The 26,505-nt window shown below is 43.1% G+C and carries 22 protein-coding genes; 13 read left to right on the forward strand and 9 right to left on the reverse strand.

Translation table 11 applies throughout. The annotated features are described in order from the left end of the window. Positions 1-75 precede the first annotated feature (75 nt). The 5 genes from ACFQ3S_RS08445 to ACFQ3S_RS08465 all read left to right on the forward strand — a co-directional run bounded on the left by ACFQ3S_RS08445 (position 76) and on the right by ACFQ3S_RS08465 (position 3,384). A complete protein-coding gene (locus tag ACFQ3S_RS08445; protein WP_377163269.1) occupies positions 76-648 on the forward strand; it encodes a hypothetical protein in 573 nt (190 codons plus the stop codon). Positions 649-741: 93 nt separating this feature from the next. Beyond that, positions 742-2,067, forward strand: coding sequence for a M20/M25/M40 family metallo-hydrolase (locus ACFQ3S_RS08450; RefSeq protein ID WP_377163271.1), 1,326 nt, complete (start codon positions 742-744; stop codon positions 2,065-2,067). Positions 2,068-2,086: 19 nt separating this feature from the next. Next, entirely contained in the window at positions 2,087-2,746 is a 660-nt protein-coding gene (locus ACFQ3S_RS08455) for a tetratricopeptide repeat protein (protein WP_377163273.1), read from the forward strand. A gap of 11 nt (positions 2,747-2,757) precedes the next feature. Beyond that, positions 2,758-3,078: a low molecular weight protein tyrosine phosphatase family protein gene (locus tag ACFQ3S_RS08460; RefSeq protein ID WP_377163275.1), complete on the forward strand. Its 321-nt coding sequence runs from the start codon at positions 2,758-2,760 to the stop codon at positions 3,076-3,078. 66 nt (positions 3,079-3,144) lie between these two features. Next, positions 3,145-3,384 carry a hypothetical protein gene (locus tag ACFQ3S_RS08465; protein WP_377163277.1) on the forward strand — a complete coding sequence of 80 codons (240 nt, stop codon included), beginning with the start codon at positions 3,145-3,147 and terminating at the stop codon, positions 3,382-3,384. A 97-nt stretch (positions 3,385-3,481) separates the two neighbouring features. Here the strand turns inward: ACFQ3S_RS08465 and ACFQ3S_RS08470 are convergent, their stop codons facing one another. Next, the gene (locus ACFQ3S_RS08470) at positions 3,482-4,996 is read right to left on the reverse strand and encodes a serine hydrolase (protein ID WP_377163279.1); all 1,515 of its coding nucleotides are present in this window, start codon (positions 4,994-4,996) and stop codon (positions 3,482-3,484) included. A gap of 100 nt (positions 4,997-5,096) precedes the next feature. Between ACFQ3S_RS08470 and ACFQ3S_RS08475 the strand changes: the two genes are divergently transcribed. Together ACFQ3S_RS08475 and ACFQ3S_RS08480 are read left to right on the forward strand one after the other, a co-directional pair. Continuing rightward, positions 5,097-7,277, forward strand: coding sequence for a S9 family peptidase (locus tag ACFQ3S_RS08475; protein WP_377163281.1), 2,181 nt, complete (start codon positions 5,097-5,099; stop codon positions 7,275-7,277). Positions 7,278-7,381: 104 nt separating this feature from the next. After that, positions 7,382-7,990, forward strand: coding sequence for a cupin domain-containing protein (locus tag ACFQ3S_RS08480; RefSeq protein WP_377163283.1), 609 nt, complete (start codon positions 7,382-7,384; stop codon positions 7,988-7,990). Between the two features lie 80 nt (positions 7,991-8,070). Here ACFQ3S_RS08480 and ACFQ3S_RS08485 read toward each other — a convergent pair whose 3' ends face one another. The 7 genes from ACFQ3S_RS08485 to ACFQ3S_RS08515 form a co-directional block, all read right to left on the reverse strand. Next, on the reverse strand, positions 8,071-10,530 hold the full coding sequence (locus ACFQ3S_RS08485) for a S9 family peptidase (protein ID WP_377163285.1): 2,460 nt from the start codon (positions 10,528-10,530) through the stop codon (positions 8,071-8,073). A gap of 361 nt (positions 10,531-10,891) precedes the next feature. Continuing rightward, entirely contained in the window at positions 10,892-11,290 is a 399-nt protein-coding gene (locus ACFQ3S_RS08490; RefSeq protein ID WP_377163287.1) for a ribosomal maturation YjgA family protein, read from the reverse strand. 66 nt (positions 11,291-11,356) lie between these two features. After that, entirely contained in the window at positions 11,357-12,658 is a 1,302-nt protein-coding gene (gene fucP, locus ACFQ3S_RS08495) for an L-fucose:H+ symporter permease (RefSeq protein ID WP_377163289.1), read from the reverse strand. A gap of 135 nt (positions 12,659-12,793) precedes the next feature. Next, complete coding sequence (radA, locus tag ACFQ3S_RS08500) at positions 12,794-14,239, reverse strand: DNA repair protein RadA (protein ID WP_377163291.1); 1,446 nt, start codon at positions 14,237-14,239, stop codon at positions 12,794-12,796. A gap of 182 nt (positions 14,240-14,421) precedes the next feature. After that, a complete protein-coding gene (locus ACFQ3S_RS08505; RefSeq protein ID WP_377163293.1) occupies positions 14,422-15,972 on the reverse strand; it encodes an Rne/Rng family ribonuclease in 1,551 nt (516 codons plus the stop codon). 239 nt (positions 15,973-16,211) lie between these two features. Beyond that, positions 16,212-17,087 carry a tetratricopeptide repeat protein gene (locus ACFQ3S_RS08510; protein WP_377163295.1) on the reverse strand — a complete coding sequence of 292 codons (876 nt, stop codon included), beginning with the start codon at positions 17,085-17,087 and terminating at the stop codon, positions 16,212-16,214. 2 nt (positions 17,088-17,089) lie between these two features. Continuing rightward, positions 17,090-17,392, reverse strand: a complete 303-nt coding sequence (locus ACFQ3S_RS08515; protein ID WP_377163297.1) for an HU family DNA-binding protein — start codon at positions 17,390-17,392, stop codon at positions 17,090-17,092. Between the two features lie 178 nt (positions 17,393-17,570). Between ACFQ3S_RS08515 and mutY the strand changes: the two genes are divergently transcribed. Together mutY and ACFQ3S_RS08525 are read left to right on the forward strand one after the other, a co-directional pair. Beyond that, on the forward strand, positions 17,571-18,641 hold the full coding sequence (mutY, locus tag ACFQ3S_RS08520) for an A/G-specific adenine glycosylase (RefSeq protein WP_377163299.1): 1,071 nt from the start codon (positions 17,571-17,573) through the stop codon (positions 18,639-18,641). A 3-nt stretch (positions 18,642-18,644) separates the two neighbouring features. Beyond that, complete coding sequence (locus ACFQ3S_RS08525) at positions 18,645-19,073, forward strand: single-stranded DNA-binding protein (protein WP_377163301.1); 429 nt, start codon at positions 18,645-18,647, stop codon at positions 19,071-19,073. 182 nt (positions 19,074-19,255) lie between these two features. On the opposite strand, the gene ACFQ3S_RS08530 is transcribed toward ACFQ3S_RS08525, so the two are convergent. Then, a complete protein-coding gene (locus ACFQ3S_RS08530; RefSeq protein ID WP_377163303.1) occupies positions 19,256-19,564 on the reverse strand; it encodes a hypothetical protein in 309 nt (102 codons plus the stop codon). A gap of 69 nt (positions 19,565-19,633) precedes the next feature. Between ACFQ3S_RS08530 and ACFQ3S_RS08535 the strand changes: the two genes are divergently transcribed. The 4 genes from ACFQ3S_RS08535 (at position 19,634) to infB (ending at position 26,398) form a co-directional block, all read left to right on the forward strand. Continuing rightward, entirely contained in the window at positions 19,634-21,316 is a 1,683-nt protein-coding gene (locus ACFQ3S_RS08535) for an ArnT family glycosyltransferase (protein WP_377163305.1), read from the forward strand. 193 nt (positions 21,317-21,509) lie between these two features. Beyond that, positions 21,510-21,977 carry a ribosome assembly cofactor RimP gene (gene rimP / locus ACFQ3S_RS08540; RefSeq protein ID WP_377163307.1) on the forward strand — a complete coding sequence of 156 codons (468 nt, stop codon included), beginning with the start codon at positions 21,510-21,512 and terminating at the stop codon, positions 21,975-21,977. 2 nt (positions 21,978-21,979) lie between these two features. Then, positions 21,980-23,215: a transcription termination factor NusA gene (nusA, locus tag ACFQ3S_RS08545; RefSeq protein WP_377163309.1), complete on the forward strand. Its 1,236-nt coding sequence runs from the start codon at positions 21,980-21,982 to the stop codon at positions 23,213-23,215. Positions 23,216-23,278: 63 nt separating this feature from the next. Beyond that, a complete protein-coding gene (infB, locus tag ACFQ3S_RS08550) occupies positions 23,279-26,398 on the forward strand; it encodes a translation initiation factor IF-2 (protein ID WP_377163311.1) in 3,120 nt (1,039 codons plus the stop codon). The last annotated feature ends 107 nt before the right edge of the window (positions 26,399-26,505 follow it).

Raw genomic sequence — 26,505 nt, forward strand, 5'->3', positions numbered from 1 at the left:
CATTTGTAATGAGTGCTTCGTGTGGTTTAGCGTTTATAACGCTTGAAATAACTTATTACTAATCAAATAAAAAAAATGCCGGATATATTTTCAAAGAGTGTTGCTATCAAATTAAAAGTTTTAGGCTGGTATCAAATCATAGGCGGTGCTATTGGCGTGTTGTTAACCATATGGCTATTAGCACGCACCCAAGCTGTTAGCGGCTTGCTTATTTTGTTGTTTATGGTTGCTTTTTGCTTGTACGGCTTATCTATTACTGCCGGGAAAAAGCTGCTTGGATCACAATATGATACTGGTTTAAAGCTGTCCATAATCAATCAAATGCTTCAGGTATTCAGCTTTTTGTTTTTAGGATACGGTTTCATGTATGTATCGGGTTTGGTACTATCAGGCAATATCAAATACAATGTAGGAGAAGATGGAAATGGATTAAGAATGGGGGTTGATTTTGGCTTGTTTTCTAAATGGAATTTCGATATCAATAGTAACAACCGATCATTTCTTTTTAGTATGAATTTTTTAGCCGTTTATCTTTTGTATTTCATTTATCGGCTTCGTCAAAGAATTAATTTTGAGTTTAAACAGTATCAGCTATTGGAAACTGAAAATGATGCTGATGAATCAAATTCAAACGATAATGAATTATGAACAATTAATATAGATTTCTTACGCTCACCTATAATGAGTGATTCATACAATTTAGCGTTTACAACGCCCCCAATAATTCATACTGAAACTTACATGAATAAACCTCTACTCAAAGCTGCCCTTCTCTTAGCTATCAGCAGCTCAACCCAGCTATCATTTGCGCAGGAAGAATCGTCCGAAGCTAAAAAGACCTACACAGCTGGCAAGCAATATATCCAGCAGATCAGCAGCATTGCTAACAAACCTACGGTTAAAAAAGCATTTCAAACTATTGTTGATTTGCAGCCCGAAACACTGGCCGATCATATTTTGCTGACCGAAATTCCCGCACCTCCTTACAAGGAAATGGAACGGGCGAAGAAGTATGCCGAGATGCTAAAAGCCGCCGGTGCCGATAGTGTTTGGATTGATAACGTGGGCAATGTAATAGCCAAACGTAAAGGCAAAACCGGCAAAAAGACCGTAGTGCTGGAAGGGCATTTAGATACCGTTTTTCCCGAAGGTACCGATGTAAAGATCAAACACCGGGGTGACACCTTGTATGCGCCCGGCGTGGCCGACGATACCCGTGCTTTGGCCGTAGTACTTACCGTGCTCAAAGCCGTAGAAAAGAACAGCATAGAAACCGATGCCGATGTACTGTTTATTGGTGCGGTTGGCGAGGAAGGGCAGGGCGATTTACGCGGGGTTAAAAACCTGTTTAGTGCGCAGGGGCCCGGTAAAATTGATACTTACATTGCGGTAGATGGCACAGGTATGAACGGCATTGTACACCGCGGATTAGGTTCGCACCGGTACCGTATTACCTTTAAAGGTTTAGGCGGGCATTCGTCGGGCGCGTTCGGGTTGGCTAATCCGCATAATGCCCTGGGTCGGGCTATCAACTACTGGGTGCTGGAGGCCGATAAGTTTTCGCGCCTGCCGGGTGTAAGGGTCACCTACAATGTGGGTGTTATTGGCGGCGGTACATCGGTTAACTCTATCCCGTTCGAATCGTGGATGGAGGTAGATATGCGCTCGGAAAGCCCTGAACGGGTAACCGGGATAGACAAGCTATTACAGCAAGCCGTTCAACGCGCCTTAAAAGAGGAGAATCAGATGAAGCGTTTAGGTCCCGATTTAACCGTAGACGTTAAAATGGTAGGCGACCGTCCGTCGGGTGTGGAAGATCCGGCTATCCCATTTGTGCAGCGGGCTATTGCCGCTACCAGCTACTTTAAAGTGTCGCCAAGCTTAGGCGTAAGTTCTACCAACGCCAACATACCCATTTCTAAAGGAATACCAGCGGTAACCATTGGCAGCGGCGGCAAATCGGGCGGCGCACATGCACTAGGCGAATGGTTTTTAGATGACAAGGGCTATGAGGCTACCCAGCGAGCTTTACTGCTGTTGCTGGCAGAGGCGGGTTTGGCTAAGTAGTATTAATTAAAATAAACTGATGAAAAAGTATTTACTATTGTGTGCTGTTTTATCCATTGTGTTAATAAGTTGTTATTTGCCGGATGATTGCATTGAAAATATTAATAAGTTGCCTATGTATGGCCGTGTAAAAAAGTGTACGGCACAGATAGAAGCAGATTCTAACTTTTTAAAGGGAGAAGACAAGCATTTTAAAAGTAGAAAGGCCGCTGCTATATATTTTGCTAAACGAGGTTGGGATTTTTATTATCAGCAAAAGCCCGATACTTCTATGTTTCGTTTTAACCAGGCTTGGATGCTGGATAGCCTAAATGCCGAAGTGTATTGGGGCTTTGCAAACTTAACAGGTATGAAAAGATTATACAAAGAATCTTTACCGCTATTTGAAAAAGCTATTAAACTCGACTCTATCAACGCAAAAATTTACATAAGTGCTTATACAAGTTATGGCAATATGTTCGACCAAACCAAGGATGTTAAGTATCTTGATACCGGTATTTTGTATTTAAAAAAGGCTGACCGGTTAAACCCAAGTAATGCCAGTATTAATGCATTTCTTGCCGGAGCTTATAGTCAATTACTTCAAAAAGACAGTGCCCGTAAGTATCTTAAAATTGCTGAAAAAATTGATCCTAATGCAGTGCATCCTGATATAAGAAAAATGGTTGCCAGTCACTAAAAAAACTTCCCTTGTCCAACCTCCTTTTCATCTGCAGCAAAAACCGATGGCGCAGCCCCACGGCCGAAGCACTGTTTAAAAATCATGCGTTTCACCAGGTGCGGTCGGCGGGTACCAGTGATAAGGCCAGGATTAAGGTTAACGCTAAACTGCTGGCCTGGGCCGATGTGGTGATTGTTATGGAACGAAAACACAGGCAATTGCTGCAACAGCGTTTTGCGGACGAATTAGCGGCAAAGCCGGTTCTTGTTTTGCATATTGAAGATAATTACCAGTATAACGATCCCGAACTGATTGCTATATTGCGCACAGCTTTAACAGAATACCTGTAGCTGTTTTTTAAAAAGCAGAACATTTGTTAAATTCCTGCTGTTATTACCATAACAAACCTCAAAATTATGTTACTCACCCTGCAGCAAGCCACCGAATGGCAACATATATTAATGATGAATTCGCCGGATAACGACCTGACGGATGATGGCGATTTGAGTGATGAATTGTTAGCTGATGACGATGATGAAGATTTTGAAGACATGGCCGAAGACCGCGACGACCTGAACGAGATTAGGGTAGGCGATGATTTGCGCGAGCCAGACCCAGAAGACGACGACCATTTGCCAGACGAAGAACTGCAATAAGCTTCTAACAAGCTTGTATTGAACGGAATTTTTCTGAACTAATGAATTGACAGAATTTCATCTGCACATTGTGCATTTGCATATCTGCACATTCGCCCTACTTTTTCTTAAACTCGTAAGGGGTCATCTCTACAAAGTCGGCTACCTTAACCTGTACGCCGCTTACCCGGTTGTTTTGCGTTCTGAAGGTGAATACGGCCTTGCCAAATATAGGATCGGAAAAAGTAACAAAAAAGCGGTTACCACCTAAGGGCTGCAGTTTGGCAAACATTTTAGGATGATGCTCAAAACGCATTTCAAGATCGTTAGCCTCACCTTTAGTAACGGTTAGGTTTCCGTATAGTTCGTTATTATATTTGCCCTCATAATCATTTAAACTAAACGCAGGACGCAGGTTTAAGGCTACGCTATCGCGCATCGCTTTGTTGTGTTTTAACTCGCTTTGCTGATCGGCTTTAGAAGCGGTAAGTGCCTCCTTATCGTGGTTACGGAACGGCATTTTCAGGTAAGCATCAATAATATCCAGGTTCAGGGATCCTATGAGGCTGTTTTGATCGGTGTTGGTTAGTATCACAATGCCCAGGTTTTGGTCGGGCACTAACGTTACGGACGATACGAAGCCATTAACCCCGCCTGTATGGGTCACTAACCGGTGTCCTTTATAACCTTCTAAAAACCAGCCTAACCCGTAAGCGCTAAAGCCGCCGTCATCGGCACCGCCTACTAATATCTGGGGCTGCCTGGTGGCACGTATGGCCGCTGTCGGTATTACTTCTTTAGTGCCTACCTTGCCGTTGTTTAACAAGGCTAATATCCACTTGCACATGTCATTAGCCGATGAACTGATGCTGCCTCCGGGGCTCAGGTTGTCTATTTGTGGGTAAGGGATGGCGGCTAACCGTCCATCTATAAATGTATGCGCGGCAGCTTTATTAAAAGAGGTGGCCAGGTCTTTTGATAGTGTTACGGTGTTGCTCATACCCAGTGGGGCCAGCAACGTTTCTTTAATATAAACTTCCCATGGCTTGTTGGTCACTTTTTCCATCACCTCACCTGTAGTTAAAAAAGCGGCATTATTATATCCCCAGCGGGTACGGAAAGGGTAGGACGCTTTTACATGGCTCATTTTTTCCACCACTTCCTTACGGGTCAAATTACTGGTCCAATAGGTAAAATCGCCCTGAAAAGTAGCAAAGCCAATACGGTGACAAAGCAGATCGCGCAGGGTAACCATATCGGTGAGGGATTTATTTTCCAGCTTAAAATCGGGCAGATATTTGGTCACCCTATCATCCAGCGATAGCTTATTTTGCGTTTGCAACATGGCCATGGCGGTAGCGGTAAAAGCTTTAGTATTGCTGCCAATCATAAACAAGGTGTTTTCGTCTACCTTGGTGGCCTGGCCTAACTCTTTAATACCATAGCCTTTACGTAATATTATACGGCCATCTTTTACAATACAAACGGCAGCACCCGGTATACGCCAGTTGGTTAATGCACGGTTAATATAGTTATCAATACTATCGGTTATAAACTTGTTGCGGTTTACATTTTGGGCCAGCAGGGTGTACTGGCAAAAGCACAGGGCGAAAATGAGGTAGACTTTTTTCATAGATGCAGGAAAAGGCTATCGTATTAAATATTAATTTAACGCAATTTTTATAGCCTCATTGTATAATGAGGCTAAGGTAGTTTTAAAAAACACTTATTGTATGAACAAGAATTTTTACCGCCTGCTTTTAATGGTGATGTGTAGTTTGCTTATAATACTGATACAAAGCCAGGTAAAAGCCCAAGGCCTGCAATGGGCGACCGATGGTTACCATTATTACCGTACAGTTGATGGCGAAATAGCTGAACTGGACATCCGCGATGCGGCTAAAAAGAATGTAATTGTAAGCCGGGCAGCTTTAACACCAGCAGGTAAAAGCGCTATCCCGGTGAGGCGTTTTGTTTTTTCGGACGACAGGCAAAAGGTGCTTATTAATACCAACACCAAACGCGTTTGGCGGCAGGATACTCGTGGCGACTACTGGGTTTATGATGTTAAAGCCAAAACTTTTACCCAATTAGGTAAGGGTCGCCCCGAATCATCGCTGATGTTCGCTAAAATATCACCCGATGGCACCAAGGCGGCTTATGTGAGTGAGCATAACGTTTATGTGGAAGATTTATCTACAGGAGCTATTAAAGCATTGAGTACCGATGGAACCAAGCGGTTGATCAATGGTACGTTCGATTGGGCTTATGAGGAAGAATTTGATTGCCGCGACGGTTTCCGCTGGTCGCCCGATAGCCGTAACATTGCTTACTGGCAAATTGATGCAACTAAAATTCGAAATTATTTAATGCTCAATACAACCGATTCGGCCTATTCATTTAATGTGCCGGTTGAATACCCTGTAGCTGGTACTGATCCCAGCTCCTGCAAAATTAAAGTGGTGAACGTTACCGATGGTAAAACCATGGTAGTGAATGTGCCGGGCGATGCCGTACAGCATTACATTCCGCGTATGGAGTGGGCTGGTAATGGCAACGAGTTGATCTTACAACAATTAAACCGTGCACAAAACGCAAGTAAACTTTTCATTTGCAATATCTCCAGCAATGCATCGCGCGTGGTTTACCAGGAAACCGATAAGGCCTGGATAGATGCTAAAGATAGCCCTATTGGCTGGGAATGGATTGAAAAGGGTAAGAAGTTTATTTGGCTGAGCGAAAAAGACGGCTGGCGACATGCTTACAGCATCGACCGTTTTGGTCAGGAAAAACTGCTCACTAAAGGTAACTACGATGTGGTAAGCATTAACCTGATCGACGAAACCAACGGTTTTATCTACTTTATAGCATCGCCCGATAATGCTGCCCAGCGTTACTTGTATCGGGTTAAGCTAAGCGGCGGTGCAGCACAACGGGTATCACCAGCCAGTCAGCCCGGTACGCACCGTTACGATATTGCCCCTAATGGTTTAGTTGCTATCCACTCGTTCAACAACAGCTACACGCCTTACGCTACCGAAACCATTAGCTTGCCGGCACACCAACCGCTGGATGGTAAGCCGAGCACTATTAACCCTGATGCTTCTGCCGCTAAAAATAAGCCGGAGTTTTTCACCGTTACCACGGCCGATGGTGTGAACATGGATGGCTGGATGATGAAACCCACCAACTTCGACCCGGCTAAAAAGTACCCTATAGTATTTTATGTTTACGGCGAACCGGCTTCGCAAACCGCTGCCGATGTGTATGGGGCCGGTCGTAATTTTGAATACGCCGGTGATATGGCTGCCGATGGTTATATTTATGTATCGATGGATAATCGCGGTTCGCCGGTGCCTAAGGGCCGTGAATGGCGCAAATCTATCTACCGCAATATTGGCATAGTCAACGTTCGCGATCAGGCCATGGCTGCCAAAGAACTGTTTAAAAAGAATGCCTTTATAGATACTTCGCGTGTAGCGGTTTGGGGTTGGAGCGGCGGCGGCTCGTCTACCCTTAACTTAATGTTTCAATACCCCGAAATTTATAAAACCGGTATTGCCGTAGCCGCGGTAGGCAACCAGTTATCGTATGATAATATTTATCAGGAGCGCTACATGGGTGTACCCACTAATGAGGAGGGGCGTTCGTACTTCATCAAAGGCTCGCCTATAACTTACGCTAAAAATCTGCGTGGCAATCTGCTATATGTACATGGTACCGGCGATGATAATGTACATTACTCCAATGCCGAACAACTGATCAATGAATTGGTAAAATACAACAAGCAGTTCCAGTTAATGTCGTACCCTAACCGTACACACGGCATATCCGAAGGCGCGGGCACCAGCCAACATTTACGGTCTTTATATACAAAATATTTAAAAGAACATTGCCCTCCGGGAGGTAGGTAGTAGTCACTTATTTAAACATTTGAGGGAGAGATTATTAGAAAGATATATTTTCTTCAGGAGTTATGAGTATATTGTAAATAGTGGTATCTTGAAAAAAAATAGAGATGGCATTTGAACCAGTAAACAGGCGAAAAGCGATGCAGTTGCTTGCTTTAACCATGGGAGGTACGGCTGTGGCAAGCAGCGCGCTGTTTGCCACTGAAAATAAAGAGGAGCATGGTCAGCCCGAGCCCGTATTTATCCCGGCCTCCATGGGTAAAAGGGGAAAGATTGGCGATGGTGATATCTTCTTTAAATTGAATAAGAAGCAAACCTCGGGTTTGTTAGGTACTGCCGAAAGCGTGTTGCTTCCTGGTACATTGGGTGCCCCACCACATTATCATAAAGGGTTTGATGAAATATGCCGGGTGCTGGAAGGCACACTGACTATTATGGTGGGAAAAGAGCTATTTGAAGTTGATGCCGGCGACTGGCACCTGCGCCCTAAAAGTATTGTGCACAGTTTTTGGAATAGCGGCAAAGCCCCCGTTCGGTTTATTGAAATGTATGTTCCAGGAGGGCATGAAGCCTACATGAGTGATCTGGCAGATTTGTTTATAAATAACGCCCGCCCTAAACCCGGCGATTTAGATAAGCTTGCGCAAAAATATGATATAACCTTTGTATGGCCAATGCTTCAGGAAATTATATCGAAATATAAAGTTCATTTGTAGTTGGTATTGATTTATTTAAATCACAAAAGTCCTCTTTCATTTATTTAATGTGTAAAAGAAGGCTCTTGTGATTGACAATTTTACCTCTTCAGCGTTTCTTCAAATAGCTTGTAAATACGTTTGTATTCATCGGTCCAACTGCTGGGTTGTACAAATCCATGGTCTTCAACAGGGTAGGAGGCCAATTCCCAGTTGTCTTTGTGTAATTCTATCAGCTTTTGCGATAACCGGATAATATCCTGGTAGTTCACATTCACATCTACCATGCCATGCGCCATCAGTAAGCGGCCTTTTAAACCGTTGGCAAAGTAAATTGGCGAGCTTTGTTTGTAGGCCTTTTCATCATTATATGGCTCGTTCAATATGTTGTTGGTATAGCCATGGTTATAATGTGCCCAATCGGTCACCGAACGCAAGCCTGCGCCAGCTGCAAAAACATCGGGTTGGGTAAAGAGGGCCATCAGGGTAATAAAACCACCATACGAACCACCGTATAAGCCCACATGTTTAGGGTTGATGCCATATTTATCAACCAGGTATTTTACCCCATCTACCTGGTCATCCAAATCTTTACCACCCATGTGGCGATAGATGCCTGTGCGCCAGTTGCGGCCATAACCAGCGCTACCGGTATAGTCAATATCAATTACCGTATAGCCGTTCTCGGCCAGCAGGTTATTGAACATATATTCACGGAAGTAGGAACTCCACCAGTAATGCACATTTTGAAGGTATCCTGCACCATGTACAAAAATTACGGCAGGCTTGGCAGCATCGGCCTTTTGCGGAGCATATACCCGCGCATACACGTTGCTGCCATAACGGTTTTTAAATGTTACCACTTCAGGATCGCGCCAGGCGTAAGAATTAAATTCGGCACTGGCCGAGTTGGTAACCTGCACGGCTTTAGCACCCGGCTTATTGGGTTGTACGTAAAGCTCCCAGGGTTTATTAGAATAAGAGTGACGGATAACCAGCCATTTTTCATCGGGCGAAAGATCGACCTCGTTACCGCCTTTCATGCTGGTTAACTTAACAGGTGTGCCTCCATTTACCGGCAAGCGGTAATAGTGGCTTATACCCGGATGATCCATATTACCGGTAAAGTAAAACGATTTTTTATCTGCAGATAATTTAAGTCCCGATACTTCCCAGTTACCGTTGGTTAATTGTTTCTTAGTTGCGGTAGTTACATCCACCACGTAAATATGAGAGTAACCGCTGGCTTCGCTCTGAAAGTAGAAATGGCTATTATCCATCCAACCGGTATTACCACCCGAAAATCCGCCTCCACCAATACCGGGGCCACCTATCCATGCCTCATCACGCTGACGGTCTAACGGGGTGAGCTGGCCTGTAAGCGGGTCCAGTTTCATGATCCAACGGTCTTTATTGTCTTGTGCTGTTACAATAACCACGGCGTGTTGGCCATTCTCGCTCCAGACCGGGCCTTGTATTACCACCTTTCGGTCTTCGTTGCGCTTAGTGCGTTCTTCTAATTGTTTGGGATAATCTTTTACATAATCGGGCAGGTCTTTAATACCGGGGATTTCTTTGGTAGAGATGCTGTACACGGTATCGCGCTGTATATCAAAAATATAGGATTGTGAAGTGGATTGAGCGACACCCACTTTGGTACGGTTTGGAATATCCTCGGTAAAGCCCGATGCGGTTACATAGCTGGGAACAATAGTAGTTTTAGTGCCTTCGGCCTGTTTAATTAAACGGTAGGTTACGTACCGACCGTCAGGACTAAGCTGCACAAAGCTCAGCGATTGATCGCCAATGGAAATGTCTTTCAGTTTTTTAGCCGGTTGCATAAGTTTACGTTCATTAGCATTCAGTTTTTCGTCATTAGCCTTTTGGCGTATTACTTCAAAAAGTTCGGTTTGCTCATTGCGCAACCAGCGCTCCTGCGGGTTGCCGGTTTCGGTGTTGCCGCCCTGCCTTGGAGGCCCACCGGCCAATGCACCACCCTGCCGACTGCCGCCGCCCCGTACACCTAAACCCGCTGTAGCTACCGGTGTGCTACCCGCCGAGGTACGGGTGAAGTTGGTTAGTTGTAAAAGTTGGCCGCCGTTTAGTTTTAAGGCGTACAAATTATCGTTACGCATAAAAAGCACTTTGCTTTCATCGGCATTAAAGGCCGGGTTACTTTCTCGGTCGGTTGTTACGGCGATAGGGAGTATGTTTCCTGTTTTAAGGTCCGACAGGAAAATATCCCCGTTGTTTTCAAATAATTTAATATTGCGTTTTTTATTCCAGGTACCCGTTGCCATTATTGCCTTTCGCTCGGCTAAATCAACCTTAACCGCTTTTTTGTTTCCCGGGTTAATGCTGTAAAGGGTGGCGCGTTCTGCGTTCTCGGGGTTCCAGGTAAAATAGATCTTTTTACTATCATCGCTCCAGCGTACGTCATCGGGCGAGGTACCCATCCATTTAGGATCGCTCATGATTTTTTCAATGGTCAGCTTTTCCAGCTTTTGGGCATCAACACCAGTGGCATAAGCAACAAGCAACAACATAAAAAATTTCTTCATATATATTTTAAAGAATTATAGTGATAAATATAACAGGAATTTAGACAATTGGGTTGTTAAGGATTAATTACTATAAGAATTTTACCTCAATCCCGAACACAATATATTTAACGGTATCTTAAAAAGCCGTTATTCGAGAGGTTGCATATATGGGAGGTGAGGAAAGGGTGAACGGGTTCCCCCGGTAACTTCTGTTTACATGGGTTTCCAGGCAAGTCCCTCAAATCGTATTTAAATAGCTGCCGATAAATCACTGGCCTAAAATATATAACCGATGTTTAGAGAACAAACGCATTTAAAGCCAGGCTGTAAAAACTCAATTATCAACGAGCAACTTTTTAAATTAGTTTTACAAGGCGGTTTATTTAACGCTAAGATGGCCTGGCACCTGGCAATAACGGGTTATAAAATACCGCTCGATAACTAATCCAATTACAACTCCACCTATATAAGCTACCAGATCGCTCCACAAAAAGCCTTTACCTAATATTAATTGGCCCGGCAGTGTTTGACGTAGCTGGTTGAGCCAATAGGCCTGGTATAATTGGCTCAACTCAATAATAAAGCAAAATGCTATGCTAATAATAGCCACACGCCTGGTGGATGCTTTAATTAACAGTACCCTTACCATCAGGTACACCATAAATGCCCACAATAAATCGCCCACCCATTGAGGCATACACAATACTTTGCGCGATAACAGCCCTACGATAATAACAATGATTATTAGGATGCAATATTTAAGTCTTGCTTTAAGCATGATTAAAACGAGGCTTAATGTTATTATTTAAGTCTTTATTCCTGACGCTGTAATCTTGAATCTACCTTAAGCGATCAACTGCTTCTTGATCTTATACCCGCTCAGTCCATAATACAAGATAAACAGGAAACACAACAGCGGAATAATATATCCTGGTTGGATCTGATCTTTATTAAAATCGATAACGGTGGCCATTACATAAGGTAATATGGCCCCACCAATAATAGACATTACTAACCATGACGATGCCGGTTTGGTGTCTTCGCCCAGGCCATTGATACCCAAAGCAAAAATGGTTGGGAACATAATAGACATAAAGAAGCCCAGTGCGCACAGCGCATATATTACAAACTCTCCCTGGCCTAAAACGGCAACTGCACACAAGGCCACTGTAACAACTGCATAAATGGATAGTAATTTAGGCGACGATACAAAACGCATTAGAGCGGTACCTACAAACCGCCCCAACATAAACAGGAAGCCATACAAACCCAAGTAGTAACTGGCCGTTTTTTCATCCAAGCCACCGCCCTGGTTAGCCATACGTATAAAAAAGCTGGTTACACATACTTGGGCACCCACATAAAAAAACTGGGCAATAACGCCCATGAGTAAATGCTTATGCCTTAATACGCCAAAAAAACTACCGCCTGTAGATGTTTCCTTAGATTGGCCTTTAATTTCGGGGAAACTAACGAAGTAAAACAGGATAGCCACCAGCATCAGCACAACAGCTAAAATAATATAGGGTAGTTTAACCGCCGATGCTTCACTTTGCAGGTATGCAGATCGTGCTGCATCCGTCATGGCTGATAACTGGTCCGATGTGTATTCTTTGCCCGATAATATAAATAATGCTCCAATAACGGGGGCAACCGAAGCTGCGAGTCCGTTGAAAGACGCAGCTAAATTTAAACGGGTAGTTGCCCCTGCCGGGTCGCCCAAAATGGTAGCATAAGGGTTGGCTGCAGTTTCTAATATAGTTAAGCCGCAACCAATAATAAATAAAGCACCCAAAAACATAGTATAGGCCCGCATATCGGCAGCGGGTACAAATAAGATGGCACCAAACGCAAACAACAGCAAACCTACAATGATACTATTTTTGTAGCCCCATTTCTTCAACATCATACCCGCAGGTATAGCCATTAAAAAGTACGCGAGGTAAACGGCGGTATCAATTAGTGTTGACTGGCGGTTATTTAACTGGCAAGCTTTTTTTAAGTGTGGTATCAGTATCGAATCCAGGTTATGTGCCATACCCCATAAAAAGAACAGGCAGGTAATTAGGATGAACGGTATAAGATATTTTTTACCAGGCGTATTAGTTTCGGTAATCAGCCCGGTAGTGTTATTAATAAGAGCCATAATTTAGTACAGGTTTATATGGGTTAAGTTAAACAGTTTTTTAACATTAACAAATTGCCGAAGGCAAGTTACCATATCGACATACCGGATAATTATTTCTACTATTCGGTTATGCTACTCTTTTTAAATCCATAACTATCCAAAAAGCAACCCAAAAACCTCCTCTATCCGGCTTACGGCTTTGATTTCGATTTTATAGTGCGATAGATCTAACTGGTTTTTATCCTTTTTACCTGGCAGGTTGTATTTGGAAATAAAGATCTGTTCGAAACCTAACTTTTGTGCTTCGGCAATGCGTTGCTCTATCCGGTTTACGGCCCTTATCTCGCCCGATAGACCTAACTCACCTGCAAAACAGGTTTTTGAAGAGATCGGCATGTCCTCGTGCGATGAAATAATGGCCGCAGCCAAACCCAGGTCAATTGCCGGATCTTCTACCCTGATACCACCTGTAATGTTAAGGAACACATCCTGATTCCCCAGCCGGAAACCACAACGCTTTTCTAATACGGCCAATAACATATTCATACGGCGCGTATCGAAGCCCGTAGCCGAACGTTGAGGCGTTCCGTAAGCCGATGTGCTCACCAGGGCCTGCGTTTCAATCAGCATGGGCCGTAAGCCTTCCAGCGTAGCGCTGATAGTAATTCCACTCAATGCCTCATCCCGTTGTGATAATAAGATCTCCGATGGATTAGACACTTCCCGTAAACCGGCACCCAGCATCTCGTAAATTCCCAGCTCTGATGCTGAACCAAAGCGGTTTTTAATGGCCCGTAATATCCGGTACACGTGGTGCCTGTCACCTTCAAACTGCAGCACGGTATCCACCATGTGCTCCAAAATTTTCGGACCTGCTATCATGCCATCCTTGGTAATATGCCCGATCAGAAAAACCGGGGTAGAACTCTCCTTGGCAAAACGTAATAATTCGGCCGTACATTCTCTCACCTGCGATACACTGCCCGGCGTGGATTCGATATGAGCCGAATGTAGTGTTTGTATCGAATCCACAATAACCAAATCGGGCTGTAGTTCTTCTATCTGCTTAAAAATATTTTGCGTTGAGGTTTCGGTAAGTACAAAGCAACCGGTTTTGATTTCAGGATGCTGACTTTGAACGTTAAGCTTCGAACTTTCAACTGTACTAATTCGCTCCGCCCGCATTTTGATCTGCCGGTCGCTTTCCTCACCCGATACATAGAGTATTTTAGCCGCAGGCATACTCATGGCAATTTGCAGCATCAGGGTCGACTTACCAATGCCCGGTTCGCCACCTATTAACACCAACGAACCCGGTACAATACCGCCGCCCAATACGCGGTTCAATTCTTTATCGGGTGTTAAAATGCGGTGTTCTTCAGAAAAAGTGATATCCGATACCTGTACAGGTTTATTGGCCCGCTGCAACGAAGTGGAACCATTGCTGATACTTTTCCAGTTAGGGGCTGCGGCATTAGGCTTTTCCACAATCTCTTCAACAAAAGTATTCCATTGCGCACATGAAGGGCATTTACCCAGCCACTTAGGCGCCTCAAAGCCGCAGCTCTGGCAAAAATATGCTGATTTAGTTTTAGCCATGTATTTGATGTGCAAATGTGCGTATATGCAAATGTGCAAATGATTTCATGATATAAAGATAAAAAAATACTAATAATATTAGCCAGTATATTTAGGCTATATGAAAGTTCGTAAACAACAAAGGCTCCGCAAAACGGAGCCTTTGAGTAATCTGCACATTTGCACATCCGGCATCTGCACATTTATAGTTTGATCTCTTCTTCTTTAGTATTTAAAAAGCGAAACTCGGTGATCTGGTAAGCGGGGTTGCCCTTTACCTTAATCCATTGTCCGTATTTAAAATACCATTTAACTTGTTTACTTACCAGGCCCTTTTTGATATAGGCTTCGATGTACGGGTGTACACAGAGCGTAATACTTTTTTCGTTCTGCTCTACCAATATGTAATTGAAATTATTTTCAATATCATCCATCAGCAATATGCTCGAACGTATTGTGCCGGTACCTTTACAGGTAGGGCAAACCTCGTTGGTTACAATGTTCATTTCGGGCCGCACACGCTGGCGGGTAATTTGAACTAAACCAAACTTACTTGGTGGCAATATGGTATGCTTAGCCCTATCGTGCGACATTTCATCGCGCAGGTAGTCAAACAAATCTTTACGGTTTGTTGGCTTGTGCATGTCAATAAAATCTACCACCACAATGCCGCCCATATCGCGCAAGCGTAACTGGCGGGCAATTTCTCTTGCCGCCTCTTTATTTACCTGGAAGGCATTATCTTCCTGATTCTCCTTGTTGGCTGTACGATTGCCGCTGTTAACGTCAATTACATGTAATGCTTCGGTATGCTCTATAACCAAATATGCGCCACCGGCCAGGTTTACGGTTTTACCAAAGGCAGATTTGATCTGCTTTTCTACGCCGTAATGTTCAAATATCGGGTCGCGGTGCTTGTGCAGGCGAACAATATTTTCAAGGTCGGGTGATATATCACGCACATACGAACGGATCTCTTCATAAATGGAAGGCTCGTTCACATGAATGTGCTGAAAATCGGCATTTAAAATATCACGTAACAGTGTTGAGGTACGGTCAATTTCTCCTAATATTTTTTTGGCAGGCTCGGTAGCAGGTAGCCGCGTCATAAAAGATTCCCACTTGGATATTAAATCCAGCAAATCTTTTTGCATTTCGGTTACCCCTTTGCCTTCAGATACGGTACGAATAATTACACCAAAATTGGCTGGCTTAATGCCTTCCACTATTTTGCGCAGACGAGTACGTTCAGTGTTGCTCTTTATCTTTTTAGAGATAGAAATAACATCAGAGAACGGCACCAGCACCACATAGCGGCCGGCAATAGAAAGATCGGCACTGAGCCTCGGGCCTTTTGTTGATATTGGCTCTTTGGCAATTTGCACCGGTATCAGCTGGTTTTTAACTAACACCTCAGATATTTTACCCGATTTGTTAATATCACCTTCCAGCTTCAGATCGTCCAGTAATTTGGTTTGGTAACTACCCCCACGTACCTGTTTGGTTAATTTGAGCAGACTTTGCACCTGCGGACCTAAATCCAGGTAGTGCAAAAAAGCATCCTTCTCGTATCCTACATCAATAAAAGCAGCATTAAGTCCGGGCATTATTTTTTTAACACGGCCCAGGTAAATATCGCCAACGGTATAATTGTTGGAAATTTGCTCTTTATGAAGTTCAACGAGTTGTTTATCCTGTAACAGGGCAATGGTAGCTCCAGCAGGGGACGAATCGATAATTAATTCTTTTATCAACTGCTACTCCATTTCTTTAAAGCGGCGTTGGTTGCGCCGCATACTAAGGATAAAAACAAACTAAAAAATTTGCCTGTCGCGGCTTTACTTTAGGTGGCAACAGGCAAATACACCGTTAAAACGGCTTATTTTTTCTTATGTCTGTTTTTTCTCAAACGTTTCTTACGTTTGTGGGTAGCCATTTTATGTCTTTTACGTTTTTTACCGCTTGGCATAATAAATTTTTTTTAAAGGGTTATTTAATTTTTTAATTCTTTAATATAGTCATCAATGCGCTGACCGAAAGTAGGGTCGGGCATTAGTTCCTTACATTTTTGGTAAGCTGCAATAGCTTCTTGTTTTTGGCCCAGCTGCTTATAGCTTTCGGCCAGATAAAAATACGGTTCTACTTCAGGCTTAATGGCGATCATCTTTTTAAAACGCTCAACCGCCTTAGGATACTGACCCGATTTCATGGCAAACTGCCCTAAGTTAAGATTAGCCGCCCGGTTATCAGGATCTTTAGCTACTACACCCAGCAATAAGGTAATACCTTGCATAGGGTTACCACCTTCTGCATCGGCAATACCTAAACTGGTTTGGTTTACATAAGCTACGCCTAAGCCGGTTTGCGCACTTAAATCATCAGGCTTTAACACCCTTGCTTTTTTAAATGCCTGAATGGCATAATTTACAAAAGTCGGCTGTACCGTAGTGTCTTGCGTAAACTTGTAAGCATCATTAAAGCGGTTACCAGCTGTAAGCCAATTGGTAAAATCGTTTTTGGCAGTGGCTAATGCCTGGTAGTAAAAGGCCGATGGCGCAGGCTGGTTAGCACTATCCCACAATTGGGCAAGCGCTAACTGATACTTTTGCCTTTCAGCTGGCGAGGTCGCTTTTTTAAGTGACCCTTCCAGCGAAATAATTTTGGTAGACAACGCAGAGCTTATAAGTGTTTTGGCTGATGTAGATGCTATATCAACATTTACATTAACTACTGGCTTGGCCGCTGCTGCCTCTTTGCCCGGAGCGGTACGCTCTTCTTTTGGCTTAACTAACCCTTTAACGGGCTGCATGTACAAATAGCCCATAACCGCAAATACGGCCACTACTGCAACTATCTGTTTTATTTGCATAATTAAGCTTTGGCTGTTTTAGATTTATTGCCTGTTCTAACTTTTTCAACAAAGGTTTTGGCTGGCTTAAAGCTGGGTACAAAGTGCTCAGGTATAATAATTGCGGTGTTTTTAGAGATATTACGGGCAGTTTTCTTAGCTCTTTTCTTAACTACAAAACTTCCGAATCCTCTAACATAAACATTTTCGCCACTTACCATCGAAGTTTTAACTACTTTAAAAAATGCCTCAACAGTTTCCTGAACATCAACTTTCTCAATCCCTGTTTTAGTTGATATCTCAGCTATAATTTCCGCCTTAGTCATATCTGTTTTTCTATTAATTATTTATGTAAATACTTAACTGTTTTGGGGTTGCAAAAGTATGCGTTTAAAAGTAAACTTTAAAATAAAAGATGTTTTTTTTTATTAAGCCTTTAATAAGATGATAAACAATGCTACATTTTAATGCTTACAATCCGGCTAATTAGTAATTTTACCGCACATGAATTTTGCCGATGAGTTGGTACAGTGGTACCACCAAAACAAGCGCGATTTGCCCTGGCGCCACACAACCGACCCTTATGTGATCTGGCTTTCTGAAATTATATTACAGCAAACCCGGGTAGAACAGGGCCTTCCGTATTTTAATCGCTTTTTAGAGAACTACCCCACCGTAAACGACTTCGCCAACGCCAGTGAAGATGACATTTTAAAGCTTTGGCAGGGTTTAGGTTACTATTCGAGGGGGCGTAACATGCTTAAAACGGCACAACTCATACAACAAGAATACGGTGGAAAATTCCCTTCGGGTTATGATGAATTAATAAAACTCAAAGGTATTGGCGATTACACGGCAGCGGCCATATCATCGTTTGCAGCCAACGAAGCGCGGGCGGTTTTAGATGGTAACGTGTTTAGGGTACTGGCCCGTTACTTTGGCATTAATGAACCCATTAACAGCACCACAGGTAAAAAGCAGTTTAAGCAATTGGCTAATGAGGTGCTTAACAAAAAGGAACCCGCTACACATAACCAGGCCATGATGGAGTTTGGAGCCATGCTGTGCAAACCTAAAAATCCGGCATGTGGCATTTGCCCGGTGCGTACAGGCTGTGTTGCCTTTAAAACTAATGCTACCACCCATCTCCCTGTTAAGCTAAAAACGGTTAAAGTACGTGAGCGCTTTTTTAACTATTTCTTAATAATTGATGATGGTAAAATTTTAATGAATAAACGTACCGGTAATGATATATGGACCGGTTTGTATGATTTACCTCTGGTGGAAACCAGTACATTACTTCCGGCCAATGAAGTAATTACGCTGCCTCATACTGCACAATATTTCGGCCCTGATGTGCATACAGAGGAGGTTTTTGGATTACAAAAGCACATTTTAACACATCAGCGGCTAACAATCCGATTTATTAAGATCAAAAATTTACCCGAATTTTTGGAGCCGGATTGGTTTTTTATTGAAATAGAAAACGTACAAAAATTAGCTTTACCTAAAATCGTTTTTTTATTTCTAACTAATTTTTTTAAATTTGAAAATAATTCTCTCTTTTCTAATTAACAAATGTCTGGAATAAATAAAGTAATTTTAGTGGGTCATTTAGACAAAGACCCCGAGGTGCGTTACCTTGAAGGAGGTGTTTCGGTAGCCAGTTTTCCACTGGCCACCTCAGAAAGTTTTAATAAAGATGGCCGTAAAGTTGAACAAACCGAATGGCACAACATTGTGATGTGGCGAGGCCTGGCCGATGTAGCTGCCAAATACCTGCAAAAAGGAAAACTAGTTTATATTGAAGGTAAATTAAGGACCCGCTCATTTGAAGACAAAAGCGGCATTAGAAAATACACCACCGAAGTGGTTGCCGAAAACTTTACCGTTTTAGGCCGTAAAACAGATTTTGAGAGTGAAAATGTAAGCAGACAAACTGTTAAGAGTGAAGCTGCCGACAGCAATTACGACAGAAGCACGGAAGCTGATAATCTTCCTTTTTAATTAACCAATTACAAACTTGAATTTATAGTAAAAGCCCTTCTGGTACGCCAGAGGGGCTTTGTTTGTTTAAAAAAAGAATGTTTCTTAAATTAAAACGCAGCACTGTCACTAAACAAAGTCACTAAACAAAATATGGTTGGCATTATTACCCATCACAAACTGAAATAGTTTTTAAACCTTATTTAAGGTCTGCCGGTAGGTGTGGAATTACCCTGACTGGCTGTGTCGGTTTCTGTCGTGTCTTTCGCTGTCGAATCAACTCCGCCTACGCTGCTTACGCCCTGGCCCGATGCGCTTTTCGAGGTATCGGTACTGCCGCCAATACTTTTGTTTTCGCTGCTTCCGCAAGCCGTTAACGCGGCTACGATAATTGCCATGGCTGCTATATTTCTAATGATTTTCATAAAGTTTTGCTTTTTATACTTATTAAACATCTGCGTTTCTTTTAATGTTTTAGCTAATTCCCATTGAGCCGGTGTGCTTGTTTTCAAAAATGAGTAATTTTACCACATCATTCGGCTATGCCTTGCAAGCTCAACTGTTGATAAACGGAATTTTCCATGACGCAAAACCCTATTAATAATCAAACCTGGTTCTGGCTTTTTGTAGCATTACTGGCAGGCTATATATTTGGCTTATTTGTGCCGCTCATGAACGAGGATGCCTCGCATCATGCCAATATTGCCCTGCACATGGTGCAAAACCATGATTATGTGAACCTGGTAGATGATAACGGTAAAGATTACCTCGATAAGCCTCATTTGCATTTCTGGCTTTCGGCTCTATCATTCAACATCTTTGGCGTTAACACTATTGCCTATAAAATCCCAGCTTTATTAGCTACCATTTTAGGCTTATTTTCTACTTTTCGTTTGGGTAAACTACTTTATAACCGCAATGCCGGTATGCTGGCTGCGGTAATTTATGCCAGCGCCCAAGCGCAGTTTTTAGCTAATAACGATGTACGGATGGATGCCCTGCTTACCGGCAGTATCATATTTGCCACCTGGCAACTGGTAGAGTCGGCCGTTAATAAACAGTGGTATAATTATGTGTTGGCCGCGCTGGGACTGGCTATGGCCTTTACCACTAAAGGTATGATCGGTTTTGTAATGCCATGCGCCGCCTTGTTCTTCTTCCTGCTTTATCAACGCAACTGGGGCATGATGTTTAACTGGCGATGGCTGGTGGTATTTGTGCTTTGGCTAATGTTTATCGCCCCTTGCGTGTACTGCTATTATTTGCAGTATGACCTGCACCCCGAAAAGGTAGTGCGTAACATGACGCATGTATCGGGTGTGAAATTTATTATGTGGCAGCAAAACTTTGAACGGCTGGATGGTAAGCACTGGGGTAAGGGTCATAAAGATTATTTCTTTTTCTTTCATACGTTGCTTTGGGCTTTTTTGCCCTTTTGCCTGCTTACTTACATTGCCTTTTTTGATAAGATAGCCTTCTTTATTAAAAACCGTTTTGCGTACATAAAGCACCATGAGTTTTTAACCGTTGGTACCATTATTATTATCTTCATTATTATTTCCTCATCGGGTTACCAGTTACCGCACTACCTGAATATCCTGTTCCCGTTTTTTGCCTTAATTACGGCAGGGTTACTGGTATCTAAATTTGATGCACAGCAGGTAAAAAGTTTGAACATGTATTTAAAGGTGCAATACCTGGTTATCGCTATAATAGTATTAATATTAATACTGCTTAATTTCTGGTGTTTCCCGGTACGGTCATGGTCGGTTATTGGGGTAGCGCTTATTGTTTTGGCAGCAATGGTATATGTAATTATAAAGGAGCAAAAGGTTTTAACCCGTTTGGTTGTATTATCGGTACTAATGGCATCGCTCACTAATGTGTTGCTTAACGGGAATGTTTATCAGCAATTGTTAAATTACCAGGGTGGTATTGGCCTGGCACAGGTAGTTAACCGTAATCACATCCCTAAAGAGCACATCTATAATTTTAACTATCACAGTTCGGGCTTTAATTTCTATGCTCAAAATCTTACACCTTTTATAGGCCTGAGTGGGATTAAAGAAAAAAGATCACAGGGACAACCAGTTTGGATCTTTACCACACCCGAAGCAAAAGCCAACTTAGAAAAAGAAGGAGTGAAATTTGATGTGGTATACTCAGACGTTGATTTTGGCATTACCCGCCTAACAAAAGAGTTTTTAAACCCCGCTACCCGTAAGCAGGCCTATACGCATGATTATTTGATTAGAGTCCGTTAGTTTTTAGTCGGAAGTCGGTGAGTCCGTTAGTCCGAAATTAGTATTTCCAACTTTCCCACTTGCGGACTTCCGACTAACAGACCCACCGACTATTTACAAAAGCACTTGAAAATCAAAATTTAATTGTTATATTTGCGCATCGAAAGAGGGGACCTATGTCCCCTCTTTTTATTTATCAATCAAATTTTTGCAAATGACAACTGTTGAAAAAAGAGCAACAGAACTGGTTGAGGAGAAGCTTGCAGAAAAGCCGGGAGTATTTTTAGTTAGTTTAAAAATGCATAGCAATGGCAAACTCATCATTTTAATTGATGGTGATAACGGCCTTGGAATTACCGACTGTGTTGATGTAAGCCGCCATGTAGGTTATCATCTGGAAGAGGAAAATGTAGTTGACGATGCCTACAACCTGGAGGTATCATCGCCGGGAATAGACACCCCGCTTACCCTGCCGAGGCAATATGTGAAAAACATAGGCCGGCAGGTAGAAATTAAAACTACCGATGGTAACAAACGTGAAGGGAAATTACTGGCTTTAACCGCCGACCACGTACTGATTGAAGAGACAATAAAAATTAAAGGTAAAAAAGCGGAAGTGGTAGAAAGTACCATTCCGGTAGATACTATAACAGAAACCAAAGTTTTAATATCGTTTAAATAAATATGAGCAATATTAATTTAATAGATTCCTTTCAGGAATTTAAAGACTTCAAAAACATCGACCGCCCAACCATGATGAGTGTGTTGGAGGATGTATTTCGTAGCATGATCCGTAAAAAATACGGTAATGACGAAAATTGCGACGTAATTGTAAACACCGACAATGGTGACTTAGAAATATGGCGCACGCGTAAGGTAATGGAAGATGGATTTTCGGAAGACGACGATTTAGAGATCGAACTGGCCGAAGCCGTTAAGCTTGACCCTGATTTGGAAGTTGGCGACGAATATGTAGAGCAGATTACGTTAGAAAGCTTTGGCCGTCGTGCCATTTTAGCCGCGCGTCAAACACTGGTATCTAAAATTTTAGAACTGGAGAAAGACGAGATCTTCAAAAAATACAAAGACCGCGTTGGCGAAATTATTACCGGCGAAGTTTACCAGGTTTGGAAAAAAGAAACTTTAGTGCTGGACGATGAAGGCAATGAGTTATTGCTGCCTAAAAGTGAGCAAATACCGGCCGACTACTTTAAGAAAGGCGACAGCGTAAAAGCGGTGGTTTATAAAGTAGATATGCTGAACAGCAATCCTAAGATCATTATATCACGTACGGCTCCTGAGTTTTTACAACGTTTGTTTGAACTGGAAGTGCCCGAAATTTTTGATGGTTTAATTACTATCAAAAAAATTGTTCGTGAACCTGGTGAGCGTGCTAAAGTTGCCGTAGAATCATTTGATGACCGTATAGACCCTGTAGGTGCCTGCGTGGGGATGAAGGGATCGCGTATTCATGGCATAGTAAGAGAGTTGAAGAACGAAAACATCGACGTAATTAACTACACCAATAATATACAGTTATACATACAAAGGGCGTTATCGCCGGCTAAGATCACTTCTATTAAATTAGATGATGAGCGCAAAACAGCCGCTGTGTATTTAAAACCCGACCAGGTATCACTGGCTATTGGCCGTGGAGGTCATAATATTAAACTGGCCGGTAAGCTAACCGGTTATGAGGTAGATGTGTACCGTGAGGCCGATGAACATGAGGAAGATGTGGACATTGAAGAGTTCTCAGATGAAATAGATGGCTGGATTATTGATGAGCTAAAACGCGTTGGTTTAGACACAGCAAAATCAATTTTAAGCCTGAGTATTGGCGAATTGGTGAAACGTACAGATCTGGAAGAGGAAACCGTTAAAGATGTTTTATCAATTCTGCAGGCAGAGTTTGAATAAGCTGAATATATGCCGATAAAAAGTAGTAATTTTGCATATAATACGCAGAGAAAAAAATATTAAATGTCCGAAGACAAAAGCATAAAATTAATAAAAGCAGTAAAAGAGCTGAACATTGGTATGGGTACCATTATTGACTTTTTAGCAACTAAAGGCTATAAGGTTGATAAAAGTCCTATGTCTGTATTGAACGGCGAAATGTACAGCACACTGGTAAAACAGTTTGCTGCAGACAAAAGTATTAAGGAAGAAGCCAAGCAGATCAATATCGGAAAGATCCGTAGGGATGAGCCTGGTTTTGTACCTGATGCTAAACCGGCAGAGCCACGTTCTAAAGAATTTGAGCGTGAAGAGATCCTTATCAAAAATGCAGGAATATATAGCCCAACGCCGGCTAACAGGCCCAAAGAAGCCGAAAAAGATCAGGAGCGTAACGATGGCACATTGCCAGGTGTAAAAGTAGTAGGTAAAATTGATCTGAATAACTTGAACAAACCTGCACCGCGCCCCGATGTTAAGCCTGAGCCTGTTGCCGAAATGCCAGCGCCGGTAGCTCCAACTCCGGCACCTGTTCCTTTAGTTGTTAAACCAGATCCAAAGCCCGAACCAGTAGCACCTGCACCGGTTGCATCGGCACCAGTGGTACCTATTGCACCTGAACCGGCACCAGTTACTGTGGCGGCTATACCCGAACCCAAACTCGAGCCTTTAGCAACCGTTGCTCCTGTAGTACCAGTTGCTGCTCCGGCTTCAACACCAGTAACTGTAACTTCTGCGCCCGCAGTTCCGGCTACACTGGCTGTTCCGGCAGCAGAAACCGAGGCATCGGCACCTATAGATGACGTTATCCGCGCTAAGGCAGATCGTCTTACCGGCCCTAACGTAATAGGTAAAATCCAGCTACCGGTTGATAACAACCGTCGTGGTGGTAACGGGCCTGTTGCTTCATCAAATCCTAACAGCGCCGAAAATAAGCGTAAACGTAAACGTAAAGAAAATGCACCAGGACAAGGCCATGGGCCTAACCAGGGGCAACAGCCAACCCAGGGGCAAGGCGGTCCGGGTCAGCAGGGTGGTCAAAGCCAGGGTGGTCAGCAAGGTGGCGGCTATCAGGGCAATCGTCCGGCTGGTGGTGGCGGTTACCAGGGCAATCGTCCGGCTGGTGGCGGCTATCAGGGCAATCGTCCCGCTGGCGGTGGAAATAATGCTGGTCGTCCGCCTTTTGGAAATCGTAATGCCCCGGCAACACCGGGTGCGCCTAAAGAAGAACCTACAGAAAAAGAAATACAAGATCAGATTAAAGCTACACTGGCCCGTTTAAGCGGTGCCGGCAAATCGGGTAAATTTGCACAGCGGGCTAAGTTTCGTCGTCAAAAACGTGATGATGTAGCTGCAACGGCCGAAGAACTGGCAATGGAACAGGATGCCCTCTCAAGAGTGCTGAAAGTTACTGAGTTTGTTACGGCTAATGAGCTGGCCTCTTTAATGGATGTATCGGTTACACAGATCATCTCTACCTGTATGAGCTTAGGTATGTTCGTATCCATTAATCAACGTTTGGATGCTGAAACCTTAAGCATTGTGGCCGACGAGTTTGGCTACCAGATAGAGTTTGTTACCCTGGCCGATGAAGAGATCAATCTTGAAGAAGCCGACAGCCCCGAATCATTAATTCCACGTGCACCTATTGTAACCATTATGGGTCACGTAGATCATGGTAAAACATCATTGCTCGATTTTATACGGAAAACCAACGTTATTGGCGGTGAAGCCGGGGGTATAACCCAGCACATTGGTGCCTATGAAGTAACGCTGGAAGATAAAGGTAAAATTACATTTCTGGACACACCGGGTCACGAAGCGTTTACCGCTATGCGTGCACGTGGTGCCCAGGTAACAGATATTGTTATTATTGTTATTGCAGCAGATGATAGTGTGATGCCGCAAACGCGTGAGGCGATAAACCATGCGCAGGCAGCAGGAGTGCCGATCATATTTGCTTACAACAAAATTGACAGACCTGGTGCAAACGCCGATAAGATACGTGAGCAATTATCTGCTATGAATATTTTAGTGGAAGAATGGGGTGGTAAATACCAAAGCCAGGAAATATCGGCCAAAACGGGTTTAAATGTAAGTTTGCTGCTGGAGAAGATCTTGCTGGAAGCAGAGTTATTAGAACTGAAAGCCAACCCTAATAAACGTGCTGTAGGTAATGTAATTGAAGCAGCTTTGGATAAAGGCCGCGGTATTGTAACTACAGTATTAGTACAAGCAGGTACCTTACGCGTGGGCGATCCAATATTAGCCGGTAGTTATAGCGGCCGTGTTAAAGCATTGACTAACGAACGAGGTATGCGTGTAAGCGAAGCAGGACCAAGTACACCGGTACAGGTGTTGGGTATGCAAGGCGCACCAACTGCGGGTGACAGGTTTAACGCGCTGGAAAGCGAAGTAGAAGCACGTGAAATTGCCAATAAACGTTTACAGTTACAACGCGAGCAAGGTTTACGTACCCAAAAACACATTACTTTGGATGAGATCGGTCGTCGTTTGGCTATCGGTAACTTTAAGGAACTTAACATTATTGTTAAGGGAGACGTGGACGGTTCTATCGAAGCCCTGTCAGATTCATTGTTGAAGCTGTCAACCGACCAGATCCAGGTAAACATTATTTCCAAAGCCGTAGGTCAAATCTCCGAATCGGATGTATTGTTAGCTTCGGCTTCAGATGCCATCATTATAGGTTTCCAGGTACGTCCTTCGGGAAGTGCGCGCAAACTGGCCGAGCAGGAGCAAATCGATATTCGCTTGTACTCGATCATCTACGATGCTATTAACGAGATTAAGGCTGCAATGGAAGGCATGCTTGCCCCAACTTTTGAAGAGAAGATCGTTGCTAATGTAGAAATCCGCGAAACCTTTAAGATTAGTAAGGTGGGTACTATTGCAGGTTGTATGGTATTGGATGGTAAAATTAACCGTAACAGCAAGATCCGTATCGTACGTGATGGTGTAGTAATATACACAGGTGAACTGGCTTCATTAAAACGTTACAAAGATGATGTGAAAGAAGTTGCCACCGGTTACGAGTGCGGGTTGAACATTCATAACTTCAATAATATTGAGGTGGGTGATATTGTAGAGGCTTACGAAAACGTAGAAGTAAAAAGAAAGCTTTAATTATATCATAATTAACTTAAATACTTAGAGAGGCTGTATCAATATGAAGTGACCCCCAAAAGTTAGACAAAAACTTTTGGGGTTTATTATTATGTCAAAGCACATAT

Source organism: Mucilaginibacter terrae (genome assembly GCF_042679325.1).
In the GTDB taxonomy this organism is placed as follows: Bacteria; Bacteroidota; Bacteroidia; order Sphingobacteriales; family Sphingobacteriaceae; genus Mucilaginibacter; species Mucilaginibacter terrae.

Excerpts from the sequence above, each read along its gene's own strand:
- ACFQ3S_RS08445 (WP_377163269.1), top strand. The coding sequence starts at position 76 with ATGCCGGATATATTTTCAAAGAGTGTTGCTATCAAATTAAAAGTTTTA.
- ACFQ3S_RS08450 (WP_377163271.1), top strand. The coding sequence starts at position 742 with ATGAATAAACCTCTACTCAAAGCTGCCCTTCTCTTAGCTATCAGCAGC.
- ACFQ3S_RS08455 (WP_377163273.1), top strand. The coding sequence starts at position 2,087 with ATGAAAAAGTATTTACTATTGTGTGCTGTTTTATCCATTGTGTTAATA.
- ACFQ3S_RS08465 (WP_377163277.1), top strand. The coding sequence starts at position 3,145 with ATGTTACTCACCCTGCAGCAAGCCACCGAATGGCAACATATATTAATG.
- ACFQ3S_RS08470 (WP_377163279.1), bottom strand. The coding sequence starts at position 4,996 with ATGAAAAAAGTCTACCTCATTTTCGCCCTGTGCTTTTGCCAGTACACC.
- ACFQ3S_RS08475 (WP_377163281.1), top strand. The coding sequence starts at position 5,097 with ATGAACAAGAATTTTTACCGCCTGCTTTTAATGGTGATGTGTAGTTTG.
- ACFQ3S_RS08480 (WP_377163283.1), top strand. The coding sequence starts at position 7,382 with ATGGCATTTGAACCAGTAAACAGGCGAAAAGCGATGCAGTTGCTTGCT.
- ACFQ3S_RS08485 (WP_377163285.1), bottom strand. The coding sequence starts at position 10,530 with ATGAAGAAATTTTTTATGTTGTTGCTTGTTGCTTATGCCACTGGTGTT.
- ACFQ3S_RS08490 (WP_377163287.1), bottom strand. The coding sequence starts at position 11,290 with ATGCTTAAAGCAAGACTTAAATATTGCATCCTAATAATCATTGTTATT.
- fucP (WP_377163289.1), bottom strand. The coding sequence starts at position 12,658 with ATGGCTCTTATTAATAACACTACCGGGCTGATTACCGAAACTAATACG.
- radA (WP_377163291.1), bottom strand. The coding sequence starts at position 14,239 with ATGGCTAAAACTAAATCAGCATATTTTTGCCAGAGCTGCGGCTTTGAG.
- ACFQ3S_RS08510 (WP_377163295.1), bottom strand. The coding sequence starts at position 17,087 with ATGCAAATAAAACAGATAGTTGCAGTAGTGGCCGTATTTGCGGTTATG.
- ACFQ3S_RS08515 (WP_377163297.1), bottom strand. The coding sequence starts at position 17,392 with ATGACTAAGGCGGAAATTATAGCTGAGATATCAACTAAAACAGGGATT.
- mutY (WP_377163299.1), top strand. The coding sequence starts at position 17,571 with ATGAATTTTGCCGATGAGTTGGTACAGTGGTACCACCAAAACAAGCGC.
- ACFQ3S_RS08525 (WP_377163301.1), top strand. The coding sequence starts at position 18,645 with ATGTCTGGAATAAATAAAGTAATTTTAGTGGGTCATTTAGACAAAGAC.
- ACFQ3S_RS08535 (WP_377163305.1), top strand. The coding sequence starts at position 19,634 with ATGACGCAAAACCCTATTAATAATCAAACCTGGTTCTGGCTTTTTGTA.
- rimP (WP_377163307.1), top strand. The coding sequence starts at position 21,510 with ATGACAACTGTTGAAAAAAGAGCAACAGAACTGGTTGAGGAGAAGCTT.
- nusA (WP_377163309.1), top strand. The coding sequence starts at position 21,980 with ATGAGCAATATTAATTTAATAGATTCCTTTCAGGAATTTAAAGACTTC.
- infB (WP_377163311.1), top strand. The coding sequence starts at position 23,279 with ATGTCCGAAGACAAAAGCATAAAATTAATAAAAGCAGTAAAAGAGCTG.